Annotated in this window: 22 protein-coding genes; 11 read left to right on the forward strand and 11 right to left on the reverse strand. The window is 59.0% G+C overall.

Going from position 1 to position 17,843, the window contains the following annotated elements; all coding sequences use genetic code 11:
- The first annotated feature begins 47 nt into the window (after positions 1 to 47).
- The gene (locus AACU78_RS27035; protein WP_106578668.1) at positions 48 to 896 is read left to right on the forward strand and encodes a carbon-nitrogen hydrolase family protein; all 849 of its coding nucleotides are present in this window, start codon (positions 48 to 50) and stop codon (positions 894 to 896) included.
- Positions 897 to 912: 16 nt separating this feature from the next.
- Positions 913 to 2,355, forward strand: coding sequence for a metalloprotease TldD (tldD, locus tag AACU78_RS27040; RefSeq protein ID WP_106578669.1), 1,443 nt, complete (start codon positions 913 to 915; stop codon positions 2,353 to 2,355).
- Positions 2,356 to 2,400: 45 nt separating this feature from the next.
- Here tldD and yjgA read toward each other — a convergent pair whose 3' ends face one another.
- Complete coding sequence (yjgA, locus tag AACU78_RS27045) at positions 2,401 to 2,922, reverse strand: ribosome biogenesis factor YjgA (protein ID WP_083360139.1); 522 nt, start codon at positions 2,920 to 2,922, stop codon at positions 2,401 to 2,403.
- Between the two features lie 108 nt (positions 2,923 to 3,030).
- Between yjgA and pmbA the strand changes: the two genes are divergently transcribed.
- From pmbA to AACU78_RS27075, 6 genes are all read left to right on the forward strand, one after another.
- Positions 3,031 to 4,377: a metalloprotease PmbA gene (gene pmbA / locus AACU78_RS27050; RefSeq protein ID WP_106578670.1), complete on the forward strand. Its 1,347-nt coding sequence runs from the start codon at positions 3,031 to 3,033 to the stop codon at positions 4,375 to 4,377.
- A gap of 145 nt (positions 4,378 to 4,522) precedes the next feature.
- Positions 4,523 to 4,918 carry a FagA protein gene (locus AACU78_RS27055; protein WP_106578671.1) on the forward strand — a complete coding sequence of 132 codons (396 nt, stop codon included), beginning with the start codon at positions 4,523 to 4,525 and terminating at the stop codon, positions 4,916 to 4,918.
- The gene (locus tag AACU78_RS27060; RefSeq protein WP_106578672.1) at positions 4,911 to 6,287 is read left to right on the forward strand and encodes a class II fumarate hydratase; all 1,377 of its coding nucleotides are present in this window, start codon (positions 4,911 to 4,913) and stop codon (positions 6,285 to 6,287) included. The genes AACU78_RS27055 and AACU78_RS27060 overlap by 8 nt, the downstream gene beginning before the upstream one ends.
- A 27-nt stretch (positions 6,288 to 6,314) precedes the next feature.
- Positions 6,315 to 6,758, forward strand: a complete 444-nt coding sequence (locus AACU78_RS27065) for a hypothetical protein (protein WP_106578673.1) — start codon at positions 6,315 to 6,317, stop codon at positions 6,756 to 6,758.
- 1 nt (position 6,759) lies between these two features.
- A complete protein-coding gene (locus AACU78_RS27070) occupies positions 6,760 to 7,371 on the forward strand; it encodes a superoxide dismutase (protein ID WP_106578674.1) in 612 nt (203 codons plus the stop codon).
- Positions 7,372 to 7,403: 32 nt separating this feature from the next.
- Positions 7,404 to 8,297 carry a ZIP family metal transporter gene (locus AACU78_RS27075; protein ID WP_106578675.1) on the forward strand — a complete coding sequence of 298 codons (894 nt, stop codon included), beginning with the start codon at positions 7,404 to 7,406 and terminating at the stop codon, positions 8,295 to 8,297.
- A 97-nt stretch (positions 8,298 to 8,394) separates the two neighbouring features.
- On the opposite strand, the gene AACU78_RS27080 is transcribed toward AACU78_RS27075, so the two are convergent.
- From AACU78_RS27080 to AACU78_RS27125, 10 genes are all read right to left on the reverse strand, one after another.
- Positions 8,395 to 8,667 (reverse strand): HPr family phosphocarrier protein, encoded by a 273-nt coding sequence (locus tag AACU78_RS27080; RefSeq protein WP_106578676.1) that lies wholly within the window; start codon positions 8,665 to 8,667, stop codon positions 8,395 to 8,397.
- Between the two features lie 16 nt (positions 8,668 to 8,683).
- Positions 8,684 to 9,541, reverse strand: a complete 858-nt coding sequence (rapZ, locus tag AACU78_RS27085) for an RNase adapter RapZ (RefSeq protein WP_106578677.1) — start codon at positions 9,539 to 9,541, stop codon at positions 8,684 to 8,686.
- Between the two features lie 2 nt (positions 9,542 to 9,543).
- On the reverse strand, positions 9,544 to 10,008 hold the full coding sequence (ptsN, locus tag AACU78_RS27090; protein WP_058419319.1) for a PTS IIA-like nitrogen regulatory protein PtsN: 465 nt from the start codon (positions 10,006 to 10,008) through the stop codon (positions 9,544 to 9,546).
- A 9-nt stretch (positions 10,009 to 10,017) separates the two neighbouring features.
- Entirely contained in the window at positions 10,018 to 10,323 is a 306-nt protein-coding gene (gene hpf / locus AACU78_RS27095) for a ribosome hibernation-promoting factor, HPF/YfiA family (RefSeq protein WP_106578678.1), read from the reverse strand.
- 75 nt (positions 10,324 to 10,398) lie between these two features.
- On the reverse strand, positions 10,399 to 11,892 hold the full coding sequence (locus AACU78_RS27100) for an RNA polymerase factor sigma-54 (RefSeq protein ID WP_106578679.1): 1,494 nt from the start codon (positions 11,890 to 11,892) through the stop codon (positions 10,399 to 10,401).
- Between the two features lie 184 nt (positions 11,893 to 12,076).
- Positions 12,077 to 12,802 (reverse strand): LPS export ABC transporter ATP-binding protein, encoded by a 726-nt coding sequence (lptB, locus tag AACU78_RS27105; RefSeq protein WP_016974288.1) that lies wholly within the window; start codon positions 12,800 to 12,802, stop codon positions 12,077 to 12,079.
- Positions 12,802 to 13,377, reverse strand: coding sequence for a lipopolysaccharide transport periplasmic protein LptA (lptA, locus tag AACU78_RS27110; protein ID WP_106578680.1), 576 nt, complete (start codon positions 13,375 to 13,377; stop codon positions 12,802 to 12,804). Before lptA ends, lptB begins: the two co-directional genes overlap by 1 nt.
- The gene (gene lptC / locus AACU78_RS27115; protein ID WP_106578681.1) at positions 13,364 to 13,936 is read right to left on the reverse strand and encodes an LPS export ABC transporter periplasmic protein LptC; all 573 of its coding nucleotides are present in this window, start codon (positions 13,934 to 13,936) and stop codon (positions 13,364 to 13,366) included. Before lptC ends, lptA begins: the two co-directional genes overlap by 14 nt.
- 8 nt (positions 13,937 to 13,944) lie before the next feature.
- On the reverse strand, positions 13,945 to 14,469 hold the full coding sequence (locus AACU78_RS27120; protein ID WP_106578682.1) for a KdsC family phosphatase: 525 nt from the start codon (positions 14,467 to 14,469) through the stop codon (positions 13,945 to 13,947).
- Complete coding sequence (locus tag AACU78_RS27125; RefSeq protein ID WP_106578683.1) at positions 14,470 to 15,444, reverse strand: KpsF/GutQ family sugar-phosphate isomerase; 975 nt, start codon at positions 15,442 to 15,444, stop codon at positions 14,470 to 14,472.
- 320 nt (positions 15,445 to 15,764) lie between these two features.
- On the opposite strand from AACU78_RS27125, the gene AACU78_RS27130 reads away from it, so the two are divergent.
- From AACU78_RS27130 to mlaD, 3 genes are read left to right on the forward strand one after another with little or no spacing between them, the layout of a single operon-like run.
- A complete protein-coding gene (locus AACU78_RS27130) occupies positions 15,765 to 16,574 on the forward strand; it encodes an ATP-binding cassette domain-containing protein (protein WP_003171811.1) in 810 nt (269 codons plus the stop codon).
- The gene (gene mlaE / locus AACU78_RS27135) at positions 16,574 to 17,371 is read left to right on the forward strand and encodes a lipid asymmetry maintenance ABC transporter permease subunit MlaE (protein WP_106578684.1); all 798 of its coding nucleotides are present in this window, start codon (positions 16,574 to 16,576) and stop codon (positions 17,369 to 17,371) included. The genes AACU78_RS27130 and mlaE overlap by 1 nt, the downstream gene beginning before the upstream one ends.
- Positions 17,371 to 17,838, forward strand: coding sequence for an outer membrane lipid asymmetry maintenance protein MlaD (mlaD, locus tag AACU78_RS27140; protein ID WP_005784855.1), 468 nt, complete (start codon positions 17,371 to 17,373; stop codon positions 17,836 to 17,838). Before mlaE ends, mlaD begins: the two co-directional genes overlap by 1 nt.
- Positions 17,839 to 17,843 lie beyond the last annotated feature (5 nt).

Raw genomic sequence — 17,843 nt, forward strand, 5'->3', positions numbered from 1 at the left:
AGGCTGTGGAGTAGCATGGCCGCATGCCCTTTACGGAGTGTCGGCCTATGTCCTTTGCGGTAATTCAAATGGTCAGCCAGAGCGATGTTCTGGCCAACCTGGCCCAGGCCAGGCGCTTGCTGGAGCAAGCGGCGGCGGGCGGCGCGAAGCTGGCGGTACTGCCGGAAAACTTCGCCGCCATGGGCCGCCGTGACGTAGCCGATCTCGGCCGCGCCGAAGCTTTGGGCGAAGGCCCGATCCTGCCGTGGTTGAAACAGACCGCTCGCGACCTCACCTTATGGATAGTGGCCGGTACTTTGCCGTTGCCGCCCAAGGACCAACCCAACGCCAAGTCCAACGCTTGCTCGCTGCTGATCGATGATCAGGGCGAAATCGTTGCCCGTTACGACAAGCTGCACTTGTTCGATGTGGATGTAGCAGATGCGCGGGGTCGTTATCGCGAATCTGACGACTATGCTTTCGGGAGCAATGTAGTGATAGCGGACACGCCGGTGGGGCGATTGGGCCTGACGGTGTGCTACGACCTGAGGTTCCCCGAGCTGTACAGCGAATTGCGTGCGGCGGGGGCTGAATTGATTACCGCGCCCTCGGCCTTTACCGCGGTGACGGGCGCTGCACATTGGGATGTGCTGATTCGGGCGCGAGCCATTGAAACCCAGTGCTACTTGCTGGCAGCTGCTCAGGGCGGCGTACACCCAGGCCCACGGGAAACCTTTGGCCACGCAGCGATTGTCGACCCTTGGGGGCGCGTGCTGACACAACAGGATCAAGGCGAAGCGGTGTTGTTGGCCGAACGCGATAGCAGTGAACAAGCGTCGATACGGACGCGCATGCCGGTGGTCAACCATCGGCGCTTTTTCTCGCAGGGCGCGCAGCGACCTGCTTCGGAACGATGAATTTAAGGCCAAACCTATGAGCGAGTTGTTGTCCTCAGTCAGTGAACACCTCCTGGCACCCGGTGGCGTGACCATCGAAAGCTTGCAAACCGTGCTCGGCGACCTGGCCGGGCCAGGCATCGACGCGGCGGACCTGTATTTCCAGGGGCAGATTTCCGAGTCATGGGCCCTCGAAGACGGCATCGTCAAGGAAGGCAGTTTCAACCTTGACCAGGGCGTGGGCGTGCGTGCGCAATCCGGTGAAAAGACCGGGTTTGCCTACAGTAATGCCATCACTCTTGAAGCACTGGGTCTGGCGGCACGCGCAGCGCGCTCGATTTCCCGCGCGGGCCAGAACGGCACGGTGCAGGCGTTCAGTACTCAGGACGTGGCGCAGTTGTACGCGCCGGATAACCCTCTGGAAGTGATCAGTCGTGCGGAAAAGGTCGATTTGCTCAAGCGTATCGACGCCGCCACCCGTGCCCTCGACCCGCGCATACAGCAAGTGACCGTGAGCATGGCCGGTGTGTGGGAACGCATTCTGGTGGCGTCCACCGATGGTGGGCTGGCGGCGGATGTACGGCCGCTGGTACGGTTCAATGTCAGTGTGATCGTCGAGCAGAATGGTCGTCGCGAGCGCGGTGGCCATGGCGGCGGCGGGCGTACCGACTACCGGTATTTCCTTTCCGATGACCGCGCCATGGGCTACGCCCGCGAGGCGCTGCGCCAGGCGCTGGTTAACCTGGAAGCCATTCCTGCACCGGCCGGTACCTTGCCGGTGGTATTGGGCTCGGGTTGGTCCGGGGTTTTGCTGCACGAAGCGGTGGGCCACGGCCTGGAGGGTGACTTCAACCGCAAGGGCAGTTCGGCCTACAGTGGGCGCATGGGCGAGATGGTCGCGTCCAAGCTGTGCACTATCGTCGACGACGGCACCTTGGCGGGTCGCCGTGGTTCGTTGAGCGTTGACGACGAAGGCACGCCGACCGAGTGCACCACGCTGATTGAAAACGGTGTGCTCAAGGGCTACATGCAGGACAAACTCAATGCGCGCCTGATGGGCGTGGCGCGCACCGGTAACGGTCGCCGCGAGTCCTACGCGCACTTGCCGATGCCACGTATGACCAACACCTACATGCTCGGTGGCGAAAGCGATCCGGCGGAAATCATCGCCTCGGTCAAACGCGGGATCTACTGCGCGAACCTCGGCGGCGGCCAGGTGGATATCACCAGCGGCAAGTTTGTGTTCTCCACCAGCGAGGCGTACCTGATCGAAGACGGCAAGATTACCGCGCCGGTCAAAGGGGCGACGTTGATTGGTAACGGGCCGGAAGCCATGAGCAAGGTGTCGATGGTCGGTAACGACCTGTCGCTGGACAGCGGCGTGGGCACGTGCGGCAAGGATGGGCAGTCGGTGCCGGTCGGCGTTGGCCAGCCAACGTTGAAGATTGATGCGATCACCGTGGGTGGCACGGGGTCGTAAGCGGTGGAGCTTCGGGTGGCGCAGAACGCCACCCGGGGAAGAGGATCAGCGCAGGCCGCGTTGAGTCTCGTCCAGCTCACGGATGTACTTGAAAATTTTACGGCTGGTGGCCGGAGCCTTGTTTTGCGCCAGTTCGTGCTGGGCCTGACGGATCAGGGAGCGCAGTTGCTGGCGGTCCGCGTCCGGGTAGTCCACCACAAATTTCTCCAGTACAGCGTCATCGCCCGAAATCAGGCGGTCACGCCAACGTTCCAGGTTATGGAAGCGTTCGTTGTACTGGCGAGTGGAGGCATCGAGTTGATCGAGCAAAGTCAGAATGGCGTCAGTGTCCTGATCGCGCATCAATTTGCCGATAAACATGATGTGCCGTTTACGCGCGATATTCGCGGTGTGCTTAGGCGCATCCGCCAGGGCCCGGCGCATTTCGTCGGTCAGTGGCAGTTTTGCAACCAAATCCGGCTTGAGCGTTGTAAGGCGCTCGCCAAGGTCGACCAGAGCATGCAGCTCGCGTTTGACCTGGGTTTTGCTTTTCTCCCCATCGAGGGAGTCGTCGTAAGAATCAACCATGGTGGCAGTCCGCAAAGAAACGCCGCCATGATAACCAGTCGGGGGCCGCTTGTCCGGCCCGGTCGCTCGATGGCCTTAACCGAAAGCAGAATTTGAGTGGAGAAAACCATGAGTGCAGCCCAAAGCGTCGGTCCGCAAGCGTTACCGGCACTGCAGGAACAAGTCGAGCAGATCCTTGCCGAAGCCAAGCGCCAGGGTGCCAGTGCCTGTGAAGTGGCCGTATCGCTGGAGCAGGGGCTGTCGACGTCGGTGCGCCAGCGGGAAGTGGAAACTGTCGAATTCAATCGCGATCAGGGTTTTGGTATCACCTTGTATTCGGGGCAGCGCAAAGGCTCGGCGAGTACGTCAGCCAGCGGGCCGGAAGCGATACGCGAAACTGTCGCTGCTGCATTGGCGATTGCCAAGCACACGTCCGAAGATGAAAGCTCGGGTTTGGCCGACAAAGCGCTTATGGCCAAGGACTTGAAGGATTTCGACCTCTTTCACGCCTGGGACATCACGCCTGAGCAGGCTATCGAGCAAGCGCTGATCTGCGAAGCCGCGGCATTTGATGCCGATCCCCGTATCAAGAATGCTGATGGCACCACCCTGAGCACCCATCAGGGTTGCCGTGTTTACGGTAACAGCCACGGTTTTATCGGCGGTTACGCCTCCACTCGCCATAGCTTGAGCTGCGTGATGATCGCCGAAGCCGATGGCCAGATGCAGCGTGATTATTGGTACGACGTGAGCCGCCAGGGTGAATTGCTGGCGAACCCGGTCAGTATTGGTCAGCGCGCTGCACAGCGCGCGGCGAGCCGTTTGGGTGCGCGTCCGGTGCCGACATGTGAAGTGCCGGTGCTGTTCTCGGCCGAACTTGCCGGCGGCCTGTTTGGCAGCTTCCTGGGGGCGATTTCCGGTGGGAACCTGTACCGCAAGTCCTCGTTCCTTGAGGGTGCAATCGGCCAGAAGTTGTTCCCTGAGTGGCTGACCATCGATGAGCGTCCTCATCTGATGCGTGCCATGGGCAGTTCCGCCTTTGACGGTGACGGCCTGGCGACCTATGCCAAGCCGTTCGTCGAGAAGGGCGAGCTGGTCTCGTACGTGTTGGGCACTTACGCCGGTCGCAAGCTGGGTCTGCCGAGCACGGCCAACTCCGGAGGCGTGCACAACCTGTTCGTGACCCATGGCGATGAAGACCAGGCTGCGCTGCTGCGTCGCATGGGCCGCGGCCTGCTGGTGACTGAATTGATGGGCAGTGGCCTGAATATGGTGACAGGTGACTATTCCCGCGGCGCCGCCGGTTTCTGGGTGGAAAACGGCGAGATTCAGTTCGCTGTCCAGGAAGTGACTATCGCCGGCAACATGCGCGACATGTTCAAGCAGATCGTTGCCATCGGTAACGATTTGGAGCTGCGCAGCAATATTCGCACGGGGTCGGTGTTGATCGAGCGGATGACCGTCGCCGGCAGCTAAACACTCAACGTCTCAAAAAAGGCGCGCCATCCTACAGATGGCGCGCCTTTTTTATGCTCGCGTCACGGCTGGATTCACGTGCCACCCTTGTTTTGATTCTCAATATCATTTAATAATAAATATCATTACCGAATGAGTGTGGATCATGAGTTCTGTCCTGCATGAGGATCCGTACCTGGAAAGCTGGCGCTGGATGAGTCGTCAGATTCGCTGCGGCCTCGATCCCAATGAACCTCGCCTGATCGAACATTACCTCAGTGAGGGTCGATACCTGGCGTGCTGCACCGCGACCCATCCGTGGACGATCGCTGAAACCTCATTCCGTTTGTTGATCGACACCGCCAGCGATGTCGCCTTGCCCTGGCATTGGCGATCCATATGCCTGGACCAGGCGTGGCGCCCGCTGCGTGACCTGGAAAAACTCTCTCACTGTGCCTGCCGCCTCAAGCGCTGGCAGACCTTTGCCTGGCAATTGGCGACCTGCGAATTGCTGCCCTCCCTTTCCGTTTCTGACCTGGTGCAAGGATCTTCCGATGAGTAACACCCGTATCGAACGCGACAGCATGGGCGAACTGCAAGTGCCTGCCGGGGCCTTGTATGGCGCGCAAACCCAGCGCGCGGTGAACAACTTCCCGATCAGCAACCTGCGTATGCCAGCGCAATTCATTCGCGCCCTGATTCTGGCCAAGGCCGCCGCGGCTAAGGTCAACGTCGACCTCAAACAGATCAGTGAAGGGCAAGGCAAAGCCATCGTCGATGCCGCCCAGGGTTTGCTGGAAGGTGATTACATGCCGCACTTTCCGGTGGATATCTTCCAGACCGGTTCCGGCACCAGCTCCAACATGAACGCCAACGAAGTGATCGCGACCCTCGCCAGCCGTTTGCTGGGCGAGGCGGTCAACCCCAATGACCACGTGAACTGCGGCCAAAGCAGCAACGACATCATCCCGACCACCATTCACGTCAGCGCCGCATTGGTGCTGCACGAGCAAACGCTGCCGGCCTTGCTGCACTTGGTGCAGGTGATCGAACGCAAGGCCGAGGAGGTCCACCCGTTCATCAAAACCGGACGCACCCACTTGATGGACGCCATGCCGGTGCGTATGAGCCAAGTGCTCAACGGCTGGGCACAACAACTCAAAGCCAATATCGGTCACCTGCAGGACTTGCTGCCGAGCTTGCAAGCCCTGGCTCAGGGCGGCACGGCGGTCGGCACCGGGATCAACGCACACCCGGAATTCGCTGCGCGTTTCAGCCTGCAACTGAGCACCCTGACCGGCGTGAAATTCACACCGGGCAAGAACCTGTTCGCGTTGATTGGCTCTCAGGACACCGCCGTGGCCGTCTCCGGCCAGTTGAAAGCCACCGCCGTTTCGCTGATGAAAATTGCCAACGACTTGCGCTGGATGAACTCCGGACCGCTCGCAGGCCTGGGTGAAATTGAACTGGAGGGCTTGCAGCCGGGCTCTTCGATCATGCCTGGCAAGGTCAATCCGGTGATCCCCGAAGCGACTGCCATGGTTGCTGCGCAAGTCATCGGCAATGACACCGTGATCACTGTTGCGGGCCAGTCCGGCAACTTTGAACTCAACGTGATGCTGCCGATCATTGCCCAAAACCTGCTCAGCAGCCTCGAACTGCTGGCTAATTCCAGCCGATTGCTGGCGGACAAGGCCATCGCCAGCTTCAAAGTCAACGAGGCCAAGCTCAAGGAAGCGCTGTCGCGCAACCCGATCCTGGTCACGGCCCTCAACCCGATCATTGGTTACCAAAAAGCCGCTGAAATTGCCAAGAAGGCCTACCAGCAAGGCCGCCCGGTAATGGATGTCGCCCTTGAGTACACCGACTTGTCACGTAGCCAACTCGAGATCCTGCTGGATCCTGAAAAGCTCACGGCCGGCGGCGTGTAATCACCGACTCTGCTTTGGAGGCTCACCATGGATCACTGGAAACGCACGATCGAACGAGCTAATCGCTGCTTTATGCAGGGCGAATTGGTTGACGCTCGCGAGGCTTATTTGCAAGCCCTGGCCCTGGCTCAAGTGTTATTCGAGCGCTGGGCGGATGCCGACGAAGCAGTGGCGGCTTGCGTCATCTCCCACCACAACCTGGCGGACTTGCACCTGCGCCTGAACCAGCCCGAGGAAAGCGCGGAATACCTGTGCGCTATCCACCAACGCCTGTTGCAGACCATGCAGGACCCGCGCCTGAGCCCGCAATTGCGCGAGGCGGCGCTGCGCCAGAGCAGCAAGACCTACGTCGAACTGTTGAACTTCATCAGTGATCACGGCGAATACCCGCGGACCCATCGCTTGCTGGGTGGCACTGCGGCGCAACCGCAAGCGTCGACCCGCAACAGTCCCTACTACGGAGCACATTGATATGTCCTACACCTTGCCTGCTTTGCCCTACGCCTATGATGCCCTGGAGCCGCATATCGATGCGCAGACCATGGAAATCCACTACACCAAGCATCACCAGACCTACATCAACAACCTGAATGCAGCGGTCGAGGGCACCGAGTTTGCGGGCTGGCCGGTTGAAAAGCTGGTCTCCAGCGTCCAGCAACTGCCGGAAAAACTTCGCGCCGCGGTGATCAACCAAGGTGGCGGTCACGCTAACCATTCGTTGTTCTGGGCGGTGATGTCGCCCAAAGGCGGCGGCAAACCCGAGGGTGCACTAGGCACAGCGATCGAGACCCAACTGGGCGGCTTCGACAGTTTCAAGGAAGCCTTCACCAAGGCGGCCTTGACCCGATTCGGCAGCGGCTGGGCCTGGTTGAGCGTCACGCCACAAAAGACTCTGGTGGTCGAGAGCAGCGGCAACCAGGACAGCCCACTGATGAACGGCAACACGCCGATCCTCGGCCTGGACGTCTGGGAGCACGCCTACTACTTGCTCTACCAGAACCGCCGCCCGGAATACATCAACGCCTTCTACAGCGTCATCAACTGGCCGGAAGTCGCCGCACGCTACCAGGCCGCCTTGGCCTGATATTCATCCAATAACAAGATCTAAGGCCGACTATGGGCACTGAAACACTGGCGATCAGCAGCGGACGAATGTTTCGCTATGCGTTTGGTTCGCTGCTGCTATTGGCAGGTACTGCATTGCTGGTGGCCCACGGGCTGGCCTGGCTGGATCTGGAACCGCGCATCCTGCGTGCCTTGCAGGGCGGGGCGATCTGCGCGCTTGGCACGGCACTGGGCGCAGTCCCGGTGCTGGTGATTCGTCGGATGCCAGTGGCGCTCAGCGATACCTTGCTGGGATTTGGCGCCGGTGTGATGTTGGCGGCGACGGCCTTTTCGCTGATCGTGCCGGGTATTGCGGCCGCTGAAGGTCTTGGGCTATCGCCTTGGGGAGCCAGTGGTTTGATCAGCTTCGGCATCATGCTCGGTGCGTTCGGGTTGTACCTGGTTGACTGCAAGGTCTCCGGCGCCAGCCCGGAAATGCTGGTGGGCACGCCGGACAAGCCGGTGATTCCACCGCGTATTTGGTTGTTCGTGTTTGCCATCATTGCCCACAACATTCCGGAGGGCATGGCCGTAGGTGTTTCCGCGGGTGGCGGCATGCCGGATGCCGACAGCCTGGCCATGGGCATCGCCCTGCAGGATGTTCCGGAAGGTCTAGTGATTGCACTGGTCTTGGCCGGGGCAGGGATGTCGCGGACCAAAGCGTTCCTGATCGGCGCTGCGTCAGGGTTGGTCGAACCGGTATTTGCGGTGCTCTGCGCCTGGCTGGTGAGCCTGGCGGAAATTTTGTTGCCGCTGGGGCTCGCGCTGGCAGCTGGGGCGATGTTGCTCGTGGTGACGCACGAAGTGATTCCCGAATCGCGCCGCAATGGTCACGAAAAGCTTGCCAGCCTGGGGCTGTGCATCGGGTTCTGTTTGATGATGGTGATGGATACTGCTCTGGGATAAACCTCAGCCCACTATCACAGGCCAGGCTTGGTGACGGTCGCCCGGTGAAGGTAAGGCTTGAGGGCGTCCTGCCAACAAGCCGAGTGCCTAGACGCGGTTATTCGCCTTCGTCAAAGAAGTTATTGATCAGCTTTACCAGAGCGTCCATCGCTTCCTGTTCTTGCTCACCCTCAGTCTTTAAGTGAATCCTGGTGCCCTTGCCGGCAGCCAGCATCATCATGGCCATGATGCTCTTGCCGTCGACCATGGATTCGGGCGTGCGCCCAGCCCGGATCTGACAGGGGAACTGCCCGGCCACACCGACGAATTTGGCGGAAGCGCGAGCGTGCAGGCCCAGCTTGTTGATGATTTCGATTTCCAAAGCGGGCATCGCGCAGGTGTTCCTTTCAGCTAAGGTCGCGGTGGCGAACCTGGACGTTCTTGAGGGTTTGTTGCAGCACCTGGCCCAGGCGTTCAGTCAGGTAGACAGAACGATGATGGCCGCCGGTGCAGCCGATGGCGATAGTGACATAGGCACGATTACTCGCGGCAAAACGTGGCAACCATTTAAGCAGGTAGCTGGAAATGTCCTGGAACATCTCTTCGACGTCCGGTTGCGCAGCCAGGTACTCGGCCACCGGCTGATCCAGCCCGGACTGATCACGCAGCTCCGGCTTCCAGTAAGGGTTGGGCAGGCAGCGAACGTCGAACACCAGGTCGGCATCGACCGGCATGCCTCGTTTGAAGCCAAACGACTCGACGAGAAATGCCGTGCCGGGCTCTGGTTGATTCAGCAGGCGTAGCTTGATGGCGTCGCGCAGCTGATACAAGTTCAGGCCGGTGGTGTTGATCTTGAGATCGGCGAGGTCGATGATCGGCCCCAGCAGCGTGGTCTCGTCCTCAATGGCCTCGGCCAGCGAGCGGTGAGGGCTGCTCAGAGGATGGCGTCGACGGGTTTCGGAGAAGCGCTTGAGCAGCGTCTCTTCGTCGGCATCCAGGTACAGCACGTCGCAATTGATGTGCTTGGCCCGCACTTCTTCGAGCAATTCAGGAAATCGCGAGAGGTGGCTGGGCAGATTACGGGCATCAATTGAAACGGCAACCAACGGCTGCGCCAACTCAGTATGAATCAGCGCACGCTCGGCCAATTCCGGCAGCAGGCCGGCGGGCAGGTTGTCGATGCAATAGAAGCCGTTGTCTTCAAGGACATTGAGTGCGGTGCTTTTACCCGAGCCGGAACGGCCGCTGACGATGATCAAACGCATGTTTACTGCCTGTTTTGTTCATCCAGGACAACCTGATAGAGCGCCTCGTTGCTGCTGGCACTGCGCAGTTTGTCGCGTACTTCCTTGCGGTCGAGCATGCTGGCGATCTGCCGGAGCAGCTCCAGGTGTGCATCGGTGGCGGCCTGCGGGACCAGCAGAACGAACAGCAGGTCAACCGGGGCGCCGTCGATGGCATCAAAATCGATTTTTTCTTGCAGGTGTAAAAGTGCACTTACGGGCGAAGTGCAGCCTTCAAGGCGGCAGTGAGGAATGGCGATGCCGTTACCAAAACCGGTCGAACCCAGCTTTTCACGGTCAATCAGGGCCTTGAACACAACTTGCTCATCCAGCTCAGGCACTTCACGGCTGATCAGGTTAGCGATGTGTTCGAGGGCTTTCTTCTTGCTGCCGCCCGGCGCGTTCACGAGTGAACGGCCGGGGGTCAGGATGGTTTCAAGTTGGATCATGGGGGAGAGTTAACGACCTGTACCTTGCATCAGGTGCAGATACTTTTCCTTATGCTTTATGAGTTGGCGGTCCAGCTTGTCGTAGAGCGAGTCAATCGCTGCGTACATGTCTTCATGCTCCGCATTGGCGACTAGCTTCGCATTCGGTACGTGCAGGGTGGCCTCGATTTTTTGCTTGAGCTTGTCGACCTCCATGATGACCTGCACGTTGGTGATCTTGTCAAAATGCCCCGCAAGCTTGTTCAGCTTGCTCTCGGTGTACTCACGCAGGGGCTTGGTAACTTCTAGTTGGTGTCCACTGATGTTGACTTGCATACAGCTTCTCCTTCGTTGCCAGTGCATAAAGCGGCGGGTAGGAATACCCGCCACTGGAACGCTATGGCCCGCCCGTCACATCAAACGCTTACGCTCGCTGGAAGGCGCGATCCCGAGGGACTCGCGGTACTTGGCGACGGTTCGACGGGCGACCTGAATGCCTTGTGCCTCCAGTAAACCAGCGATCTTGCTGTCACTCAACGGCTTTTTCTGATTTTCCGCAGCAACCAGTTTTTTGATGATCGCGCGGATCGCCGTGGACGAGCATTCGCCGCCTTCGGAGGTGCTGACATGGCTGGAGAAAAAGTATTTCAACTCATAAATACCCCGTGGGGTATGCATGAACTTCTGCGTGGTCACCCGGGAAATCGTTGATTCGTGCATGCCTACCGCCTCGGCGATGTCATGCAGCACCAACGGTTTCATTGCCTCGTCGCCATATTCCAGGAAGCCGCGCTGGTGCTCGACGATCTGGGTGGCCACTTTCATCAGGGTTTCGTTGCGGCTTTGCAGGCTCTTGATGAACCAGCGCGCTTCCTGCAACTGGTTGCGCATGAAGGTGTTGTCGGCACTGGTGTCGGCGCGGCGCACAAAGCCTGCGTATTGTGGGTTGACGCGCAGACGTGGCACCGATTCCTGGTTAAGCTCCACCAGCCAGCGTTCGTTGTCCTTGCGAACGATCACGTCGGGAACGACGTATTCGGCTTCGCTGGACTCGATTTGCGAGCCTGGGCGCGGATTGAGGCTCTGTACCAGCTCGATGACCTGGCGCAGGTCGTCCTCCTTGAGCTTCATGCGGCGCATCAACTGGCTGTAGTCGCGGCTGCCCAGCAGGTCGATGTAGTCGGTGACCAGGCGCTGGGCCTCGGCGAGCCAAGGTGTCTTGGCGGGCAGTTGACGCAATTGCAGCAGCAGGCACTCGCTGAGGGTGCGGGCGCCAATGCCGGCGGGCTCAAACTGTTGAATGCGGTGAAGGACGGCTTCGATTTCGTCCAGCTCGATGTCCAATTCCGGGTCGAAGGCCTCGAGAATTTCATCAAGGGTTTCGTCCAGGTAGCCCTGGTTATTAATGCAGTCGATCAGGGTGACAGCGATCAGGCGATCGGTGTCGGACATCGGCGCGAGGTTAAGTTGCCACAGCAAATGGCTTTGCAGGCTTTCGCCAGCGGACGTGCGGGTGGTGAAATCCCATTCGTCATCGTCATTGCTGGGCAGGCTGCTGGCGCTGGTCTGGTAAACGTCTTCCCACGCGGTATCCACGGGGAGGTCGTTGGGAATGCGTTCGTTCCATTCGCCTTCCTCAAGGTTATCCACCGTTGGGGCGGTTTCCTGGTAGGAGGGTTCCTGCACGTCGGAGTTGGGTTTTTGCTCGATGTTGTCGGCCAGCGGGTCTGCATTATCGAAGTCGTCGCCTTCTTCCTGGCGTTCGAGCATCGGATTGGACTCCAGGGCCTCCTGGATTTCCTGTTGCAGGTCCAGGGTCGACAATTGGAGCAGGCGGATGGCCTGTTGCAGCTGCGGTGTCATCGTCAGCTGCTGGCCCATTCTCAGGACTAGCGATGGTTTCATGGCAGGGGCTTAACACCTTATTCGCCGGCGCAATGCGCCATCCACGACAGGGCGCGTGAGCGCCAAACATAAGCAAATTATATGCCTGATGTCGGGGGCTTTGCCTAGAGCGCGGTAACAATAAAAAAACGAGGTTTTTATTGACTCCCGCGCGCCTTGGCGAACAGCCGTGACACCACGATGCTTACAGGCGGAACTCGTGGCCCAGGTACACTTCCTTGACCAGTTCGTTAGCCAGGATGGTGGCGGAATCGCCTTCGGCGATCAACTGGCCATCGTTGACGATATAAGCCGTCTCACAGATATCGAGGGTTTCACGGACGTTGTGGTCAGTGATCAACACGCCGATGCCCTTGGCTTTGAGGTGATGGATGATCTGTTTGATATCGCCGACCGAGATCGGGTCAACGCCGGCAAACGGTTCGTCCAGCAGGATGAACTTCGGTGCGGTTGCCAGTGCACGTGCGATTTCCACGCGACGGCGCTCACCACCGGACAGGCTCATGCCGAGGTTGTCGCGAATGTGGTTGATGTGGAATTCCTGAAGCAGGCTTTCCAGCTCCTTGCGGCGGCCGTCACGGTCGAGTTCCTTGCGGGTCTCGAGGATCGCCATGATGTTGTCCGACACCGACAGTTTGCGAAAGATCGACGCCTCCTGGGGGAGATAGCCGATACCTGCGCGTGCGCGACCGTGCATTGGCTGGTGGCTCACGTCGAGGTCGTCGATCAATACACGGCCCTGATCCGCCTGGACCAGCCCGACGATCATATAGAAGCATGTGGTTTTGCCGGCACCGTTAGGGCCGAGCAGGCCGACGATCTGGCCACTGTCGATCGACAGGCTGACGTCGCGCACGACCTGACGGCTTTTGTAAGCCTTGGCCAGATGCTGGGCTTTGAGGGTTGCCATTAGTTCGCCTTCTTCGCAGCGGGTTTAGCCGCAGGCTGAGCGGCAGCGTCTTTCTGCTTGGGCTGGATAACCATGTCGATACGCGGCTTCGGCGTGCCGATCTTCGCGCCGGTGGCACGACCAGCCTGAGCGATCTGCTTCACGGTGTCATAGGTGATTTTCTCACCGTCCGTGGTATTGCCGTCGCTGCTCACAACCCTGGCCTGATCGATCAGGATGATACGGTTCTGCTGGGCGTGATACTGGATGGTCTTGCCGTAGCCCTTCATCGGAGCAGGATCTGCAGCAGCCTGCCTCTGTTCGAAATAGGCCAGGTTACCCACCGAAGTCACCACGTCGATGTCACCCGCAGGCGTACGCGTGAGCGTCACCGTGTTGCCGGTAATCTTCATCGAACCTTGGGTGATGATCACGGCGCCGGTATAGGTTGCAACGCCTTGCTTGTCATCCAGCTGCGCATCGTCAGCCTGAATGTGGATCGGTTGCTGGCTATCGTTCGGCAGAGCCCAGGCGCTCACGCTTCCCAGTGCTGCGCCCAGACCGAGCAAAATAGGGAGGGTTTTAACGAGCCTCATACTGTCCTCTTACGTTCGATAGCAGGTGTATCCTGCTTTCTTTCAAATACGCTTTCATTCCCTTGCCAGTCGATACACCGCCAGCGCCGTCGATTCTAACGTCTTGCTCGGTCTGCGCATATTGCTGTTGTGGGAAAACGGTCATGCGACTGCTGGTAATAATAGTGTCGCGGTTCTTATCGTCAGTACGTGCAACACGTACCGAGTCGATCAGTTCTACCTGAGTGCCGTCCGGGTTGACTTCGCCATGCTTGCTGGTGACATGCCAAGGGAACTCAGTGCCGCGGTACAAGTTCATGTCCGGGTTGGTCAGCAACGTGACATCGGACGACTTCAAGTGCTCGACTTTGTCCGAGTTCATCTCGTATTGAAGCTTGCCATCCGGCAGGAACTGCACGCTGTAGGCATTGATGGCGTAATAGTCGATAGCGCCTTCGTCAACCTGCGCGCCAGACCTGTCGAGAAAGCGTTCGGGGCTGATATTCCAGTAGCCTACCGCCAGAAACAGCGCGGCGATGACCCCGAACAGCAGGAAATTGCGAATCTTTTTGCTCAGCATAAAACGCTCTATAAGTAGGCGGCGTGTGCCGCTTCAAGGCTGCCCTGGGCACGCAGGATCAATTCACAGAACTCGCGGGCGGCACCTTCGCCGCCACGGGCCGTGGTGATGCCATGGGCGTGCTCGCGAACAAAGGTCGCCGCATTGGCAACGGCCATGCCCAGACCTACGCGGCGGATAACCGGGAGGTCGGGCAGGTCATCGCCCAAGTAGGCGACCTGCTCATAGCTTAGGTTGAGTTGGCCAAGAAGCTCGTCCAGAACCACCAGTTTATCCTCACGGCCCTGATACAGGTGAGGAATACCCAGGTTTTGTGCACGGCGTTCCACAACCGGTGTTTTTCGACCGCTGATAATCGCAGTTTGCACGCCCGCGGCCATCAACATTTTGATGCCTTGGCCGTCGAGGGTGTTGAACGTCTTGAATTCACTGCCATCTTCGAGGAAGTACAGGCGGCCGTCGGTCAGCACGCCATCGACGTCGAAAATCGCCAGTTTGATGTGTTTACCGCGTTGCAGCAGGTCGCTGGTCATTTACATCACTCCCGCACGCAGCAAGTCGTGCATGTTCAGGGCGCCAACCGGGTGATCGTCGCCGTCGACGACTACCAGCGCAAGAATCTTGTGGTCTTCCATGATCTTCAACGCTTCGGCCGCGAGCATTTCCGGGCGTGCGGTCTTGCCGTGAGGGGTCATGACTTCATCGATCGTCGCCGTTTGAATGTCGAGATTGCGGTCCAGCGTACGGCGCAGGTCACCGTCAGTGAAAACGCCGGCCAGACGCCCGTCGGACTCCAGAATGACAGTCATGCCCAGGCGTTTGAGGGTCATTTCCATCAGCGCGTCCTTTAGCAGGGTGCCGCGCTGGACGTGGGGCAGTTCATCGCCCGAATGCATGACGTTTTCCACTTTCAGCAGCAAGCGACGGCCGAGAGCGCCGCCTGGATGCGAAAACGCGAAATCTTCAGCGGTAAAACCGCGGGCCTCCAAGAGCGCCACGGCCAAGGCATCGCCCATCACCAGGGCAGCGGTGGTCGAGGACGTCGGCGCCAGGTTCAGCGGGCAGGCCTCGTGGGCGACGTGAACATTCAAGTTCACTTCCGCGGCCTTGGCCAGTGTCGAATCCGGGTTGCCGGTAATACTGACCATCTTGATGCCCAGGCGCTTGATCAGCGGCAGCAGGGTCACGATTTCGTTGGTGGTGCCGGAGTTAGACAATGCCAGGATGATGTCATCCTTGGTGATCATGCCCATGTCACCGTGGCTGGCTTCGGCCGGGTGTACGAAAAAAGCCGTGGTTCCGGTGCTGGCCAACGTAGCGGCAATCTTGTTGCCGACGTGGCCTGACTTGCCCATGCCAACCACGACAACGCGGCCTTTGCTGGCCAGAATCATCTCGCAGGCACGTACGAAATCCGCGTCGATATGGGCCAGCAAGCCTTCTACGGCTTCTAGCTCGAGACGGATGGTGCGTTGTGCGGATTGAATAAGGTCGCTGGATTGGCTCATGTCTGAAATCGTATAGCCTGACGAAAAGTCGGCGATTATAGCGGTAATGATCAATTCCCTCACGCAAGTTCGTCAGGGTTTATTCTGCTTGAGCAAGAGAATCATGCCCGGCAGGGTTTTTTTCCCTGTCCCGAATCTGAACGAGCGCTGTTCCGGCCTTGGGGGCTCTGTACCAGCAGTGATATAGTTCGCCGCCAGTTCGGTCCGCCCAACCCATGTGACTAAATAATGCGCACCCGTTGCAAACTATTGCGCGACCATTGCAAACGAATGTCGCAAACATGGTGTCTGAGTGAAAGGCTGCATCCCAAGGAGATTAGATGAGTGCCGATAACGCCTACGCGGTCGAGCTGAAGGGCCTTACCTTCAAGCGCGGGACGCGCAGCATCTTCAATAACGTCGATATTCGCATTCCCCGCGGTAAAGTCACGGGCATCATGGGGCCTTCCGGTTGCGGCAAGACCACCCTGTTGCGCCTGATGGGCATGCAATTGCGCCCTAGCGCCGGCGAAGTGTGGGTCAACGGCCAGAACCTGCCGACGCTGTCGCGCAGCGATCTGTTCGATGCCCGCAAGCACATGGGCGTGCTGTTCCAGAGCGGCGCCTTGTTCACCGACCTCGATGTTTTCGAAAACGTGGCGTTTCCGCTGCGGGTGCATACCCAGCTGTCCGATGAAATGATTCGTGACATCGTGTTGCTGAAACTGCAGGCCGTTGGCCTTCGCGGCGCCATCGACCTGATGCCTGATGAATTGTCCGGCGGCATGAAGCGCCGTGTCGCTTTGGCGCGTGCCATTGCTCTCGATCCGCAGATTCTCATGTATGACGAGCCTTTCGTCGGTCAGGACCCCATCGCCATGGGCGTGTTGGTGCGGTTGATCCGCCTGCTCAACGATGCGCTCGGCATCACCAGTATCGTGGTGTCCCACGACCTGGCTGAAACCGCGAGCATCGCCGACTACCTTTATGTAGTAGGCGATGGTCAGGTGCTGGGGCAGGGCACGCCTGAAGAGCTGATGAACGCTGACAACCCGCGTATTCGCCAATTCATGACCGGCGATCCCGATGGCCCGGTGCCTTTTCATTTTCCGGCAGCGGACTACCGCTCAGATCTTCTGGGGAAGCGCTGATGCGCAAGACATCTCTCATCGAAAAGGTTCGCCTTTTCGGTCGCTCGGGCATCGACATGGTCGAAGTGCTTGGGCGTTCGACGATTTTCCTGTTTCACGCGTTGCTCGGTCGCGGCGGCATTGGTGGCGGCTTTGGCCTGCTGCTCAAACAACTGCACTCCGTGGGCGTGATGTCCCTGGTCATCATCGTGGTTTCCGGGATTTTCATCGGCATGGTGCTGGCGTTGCAGGGGTTCAACATCCTCTCCAGCTACGGCTCGGAGCAGGCAGTGGGGCAGATGGTCGCCCTGACGCTGTTGCGTGAACTGGGCCCGGTGGTCACCGCCTTGCTGTTTGCCGGGCGCGCAGGTTCTGCGCTGACTGCCGAGATCGGCAATATGAAGTCTACCGAGCAGTTGTCCAGCCTGGAAATGATTGGCGTGGACCCGCTCAAGTACATCGTTGCCCCGCGCCTGTGGGCCGGCTTCATTTCCCTGCCACTGCTGGCGATGATTTTCAGCGTGGTAGGCATCTGGGGCGGTTCGTGGGTGGCGGTTGACTGGTTGGGCGTCTATGACGGCTCGTACTGGGGCAACATGCAAAACAGCGTGACCTTCAGCGGCGACGTGCTCAATGGCATCATCAAAAGCATCGTTTTCGCCTTTGTAGTGACCTGGATCGCCGTATTCCAAGGCTATGACTGTGAGCCCACTTCAGAGGGGATCAGTCGCGCCACCACCAAGACCGTTGTGTACGCCTCGCTGGCGGTACTGGGCCTTGACTTCATTTTGACCGCCTTGATGTTTGGAGATTTCTGATGCAAAACCGCACTGTGGAAATCGGTGTCGGCCTTTTCTTGCTGGCTGGCATCCTGGCTTTACTGTTGCTGGCCCTGCGAGTCAGTGGCCTTTCGGCCAGCCCGACCGCCGATACTTATAAACTTTACGCTTACTTCGACAATATCGCCGGTTTGACTGTCAGAGCTAAAGTGACCATGGCCGGTGTGACCATCGGCAAGGTCACGGCAATCGATCTGGATCGCGACAGCTTCACCGGGCGAGTAACCATGCAGGTAGACAAGAAGGTAGATAATCTGCCGACTGACTCCACTGCATCTATTCTCACTGCGGGTCTGCTGGGCGAGAAGTACATCGGCGTCAGCGTGGGCGGGGAAACAGCCCTGCTCAAGGATGGTTCGACAATCCACGACACACAGTCGTCGCTGGTGCTTGAAGACTTGATCGGTAAATTCCTGCTCAATACGGTCAATAAAGACGCCAAATGAGGAAT

The organism is Pseudomonas sp. R9.37, assembly GCF_963878885.1.
In the GTDB taxonomy this organism is placed as follows: Bacteria; Pseudomonadota; Gammaproteobacteria; order Pseudomonadales; family Pseudomonadaceae; genus Aquipseudomonas.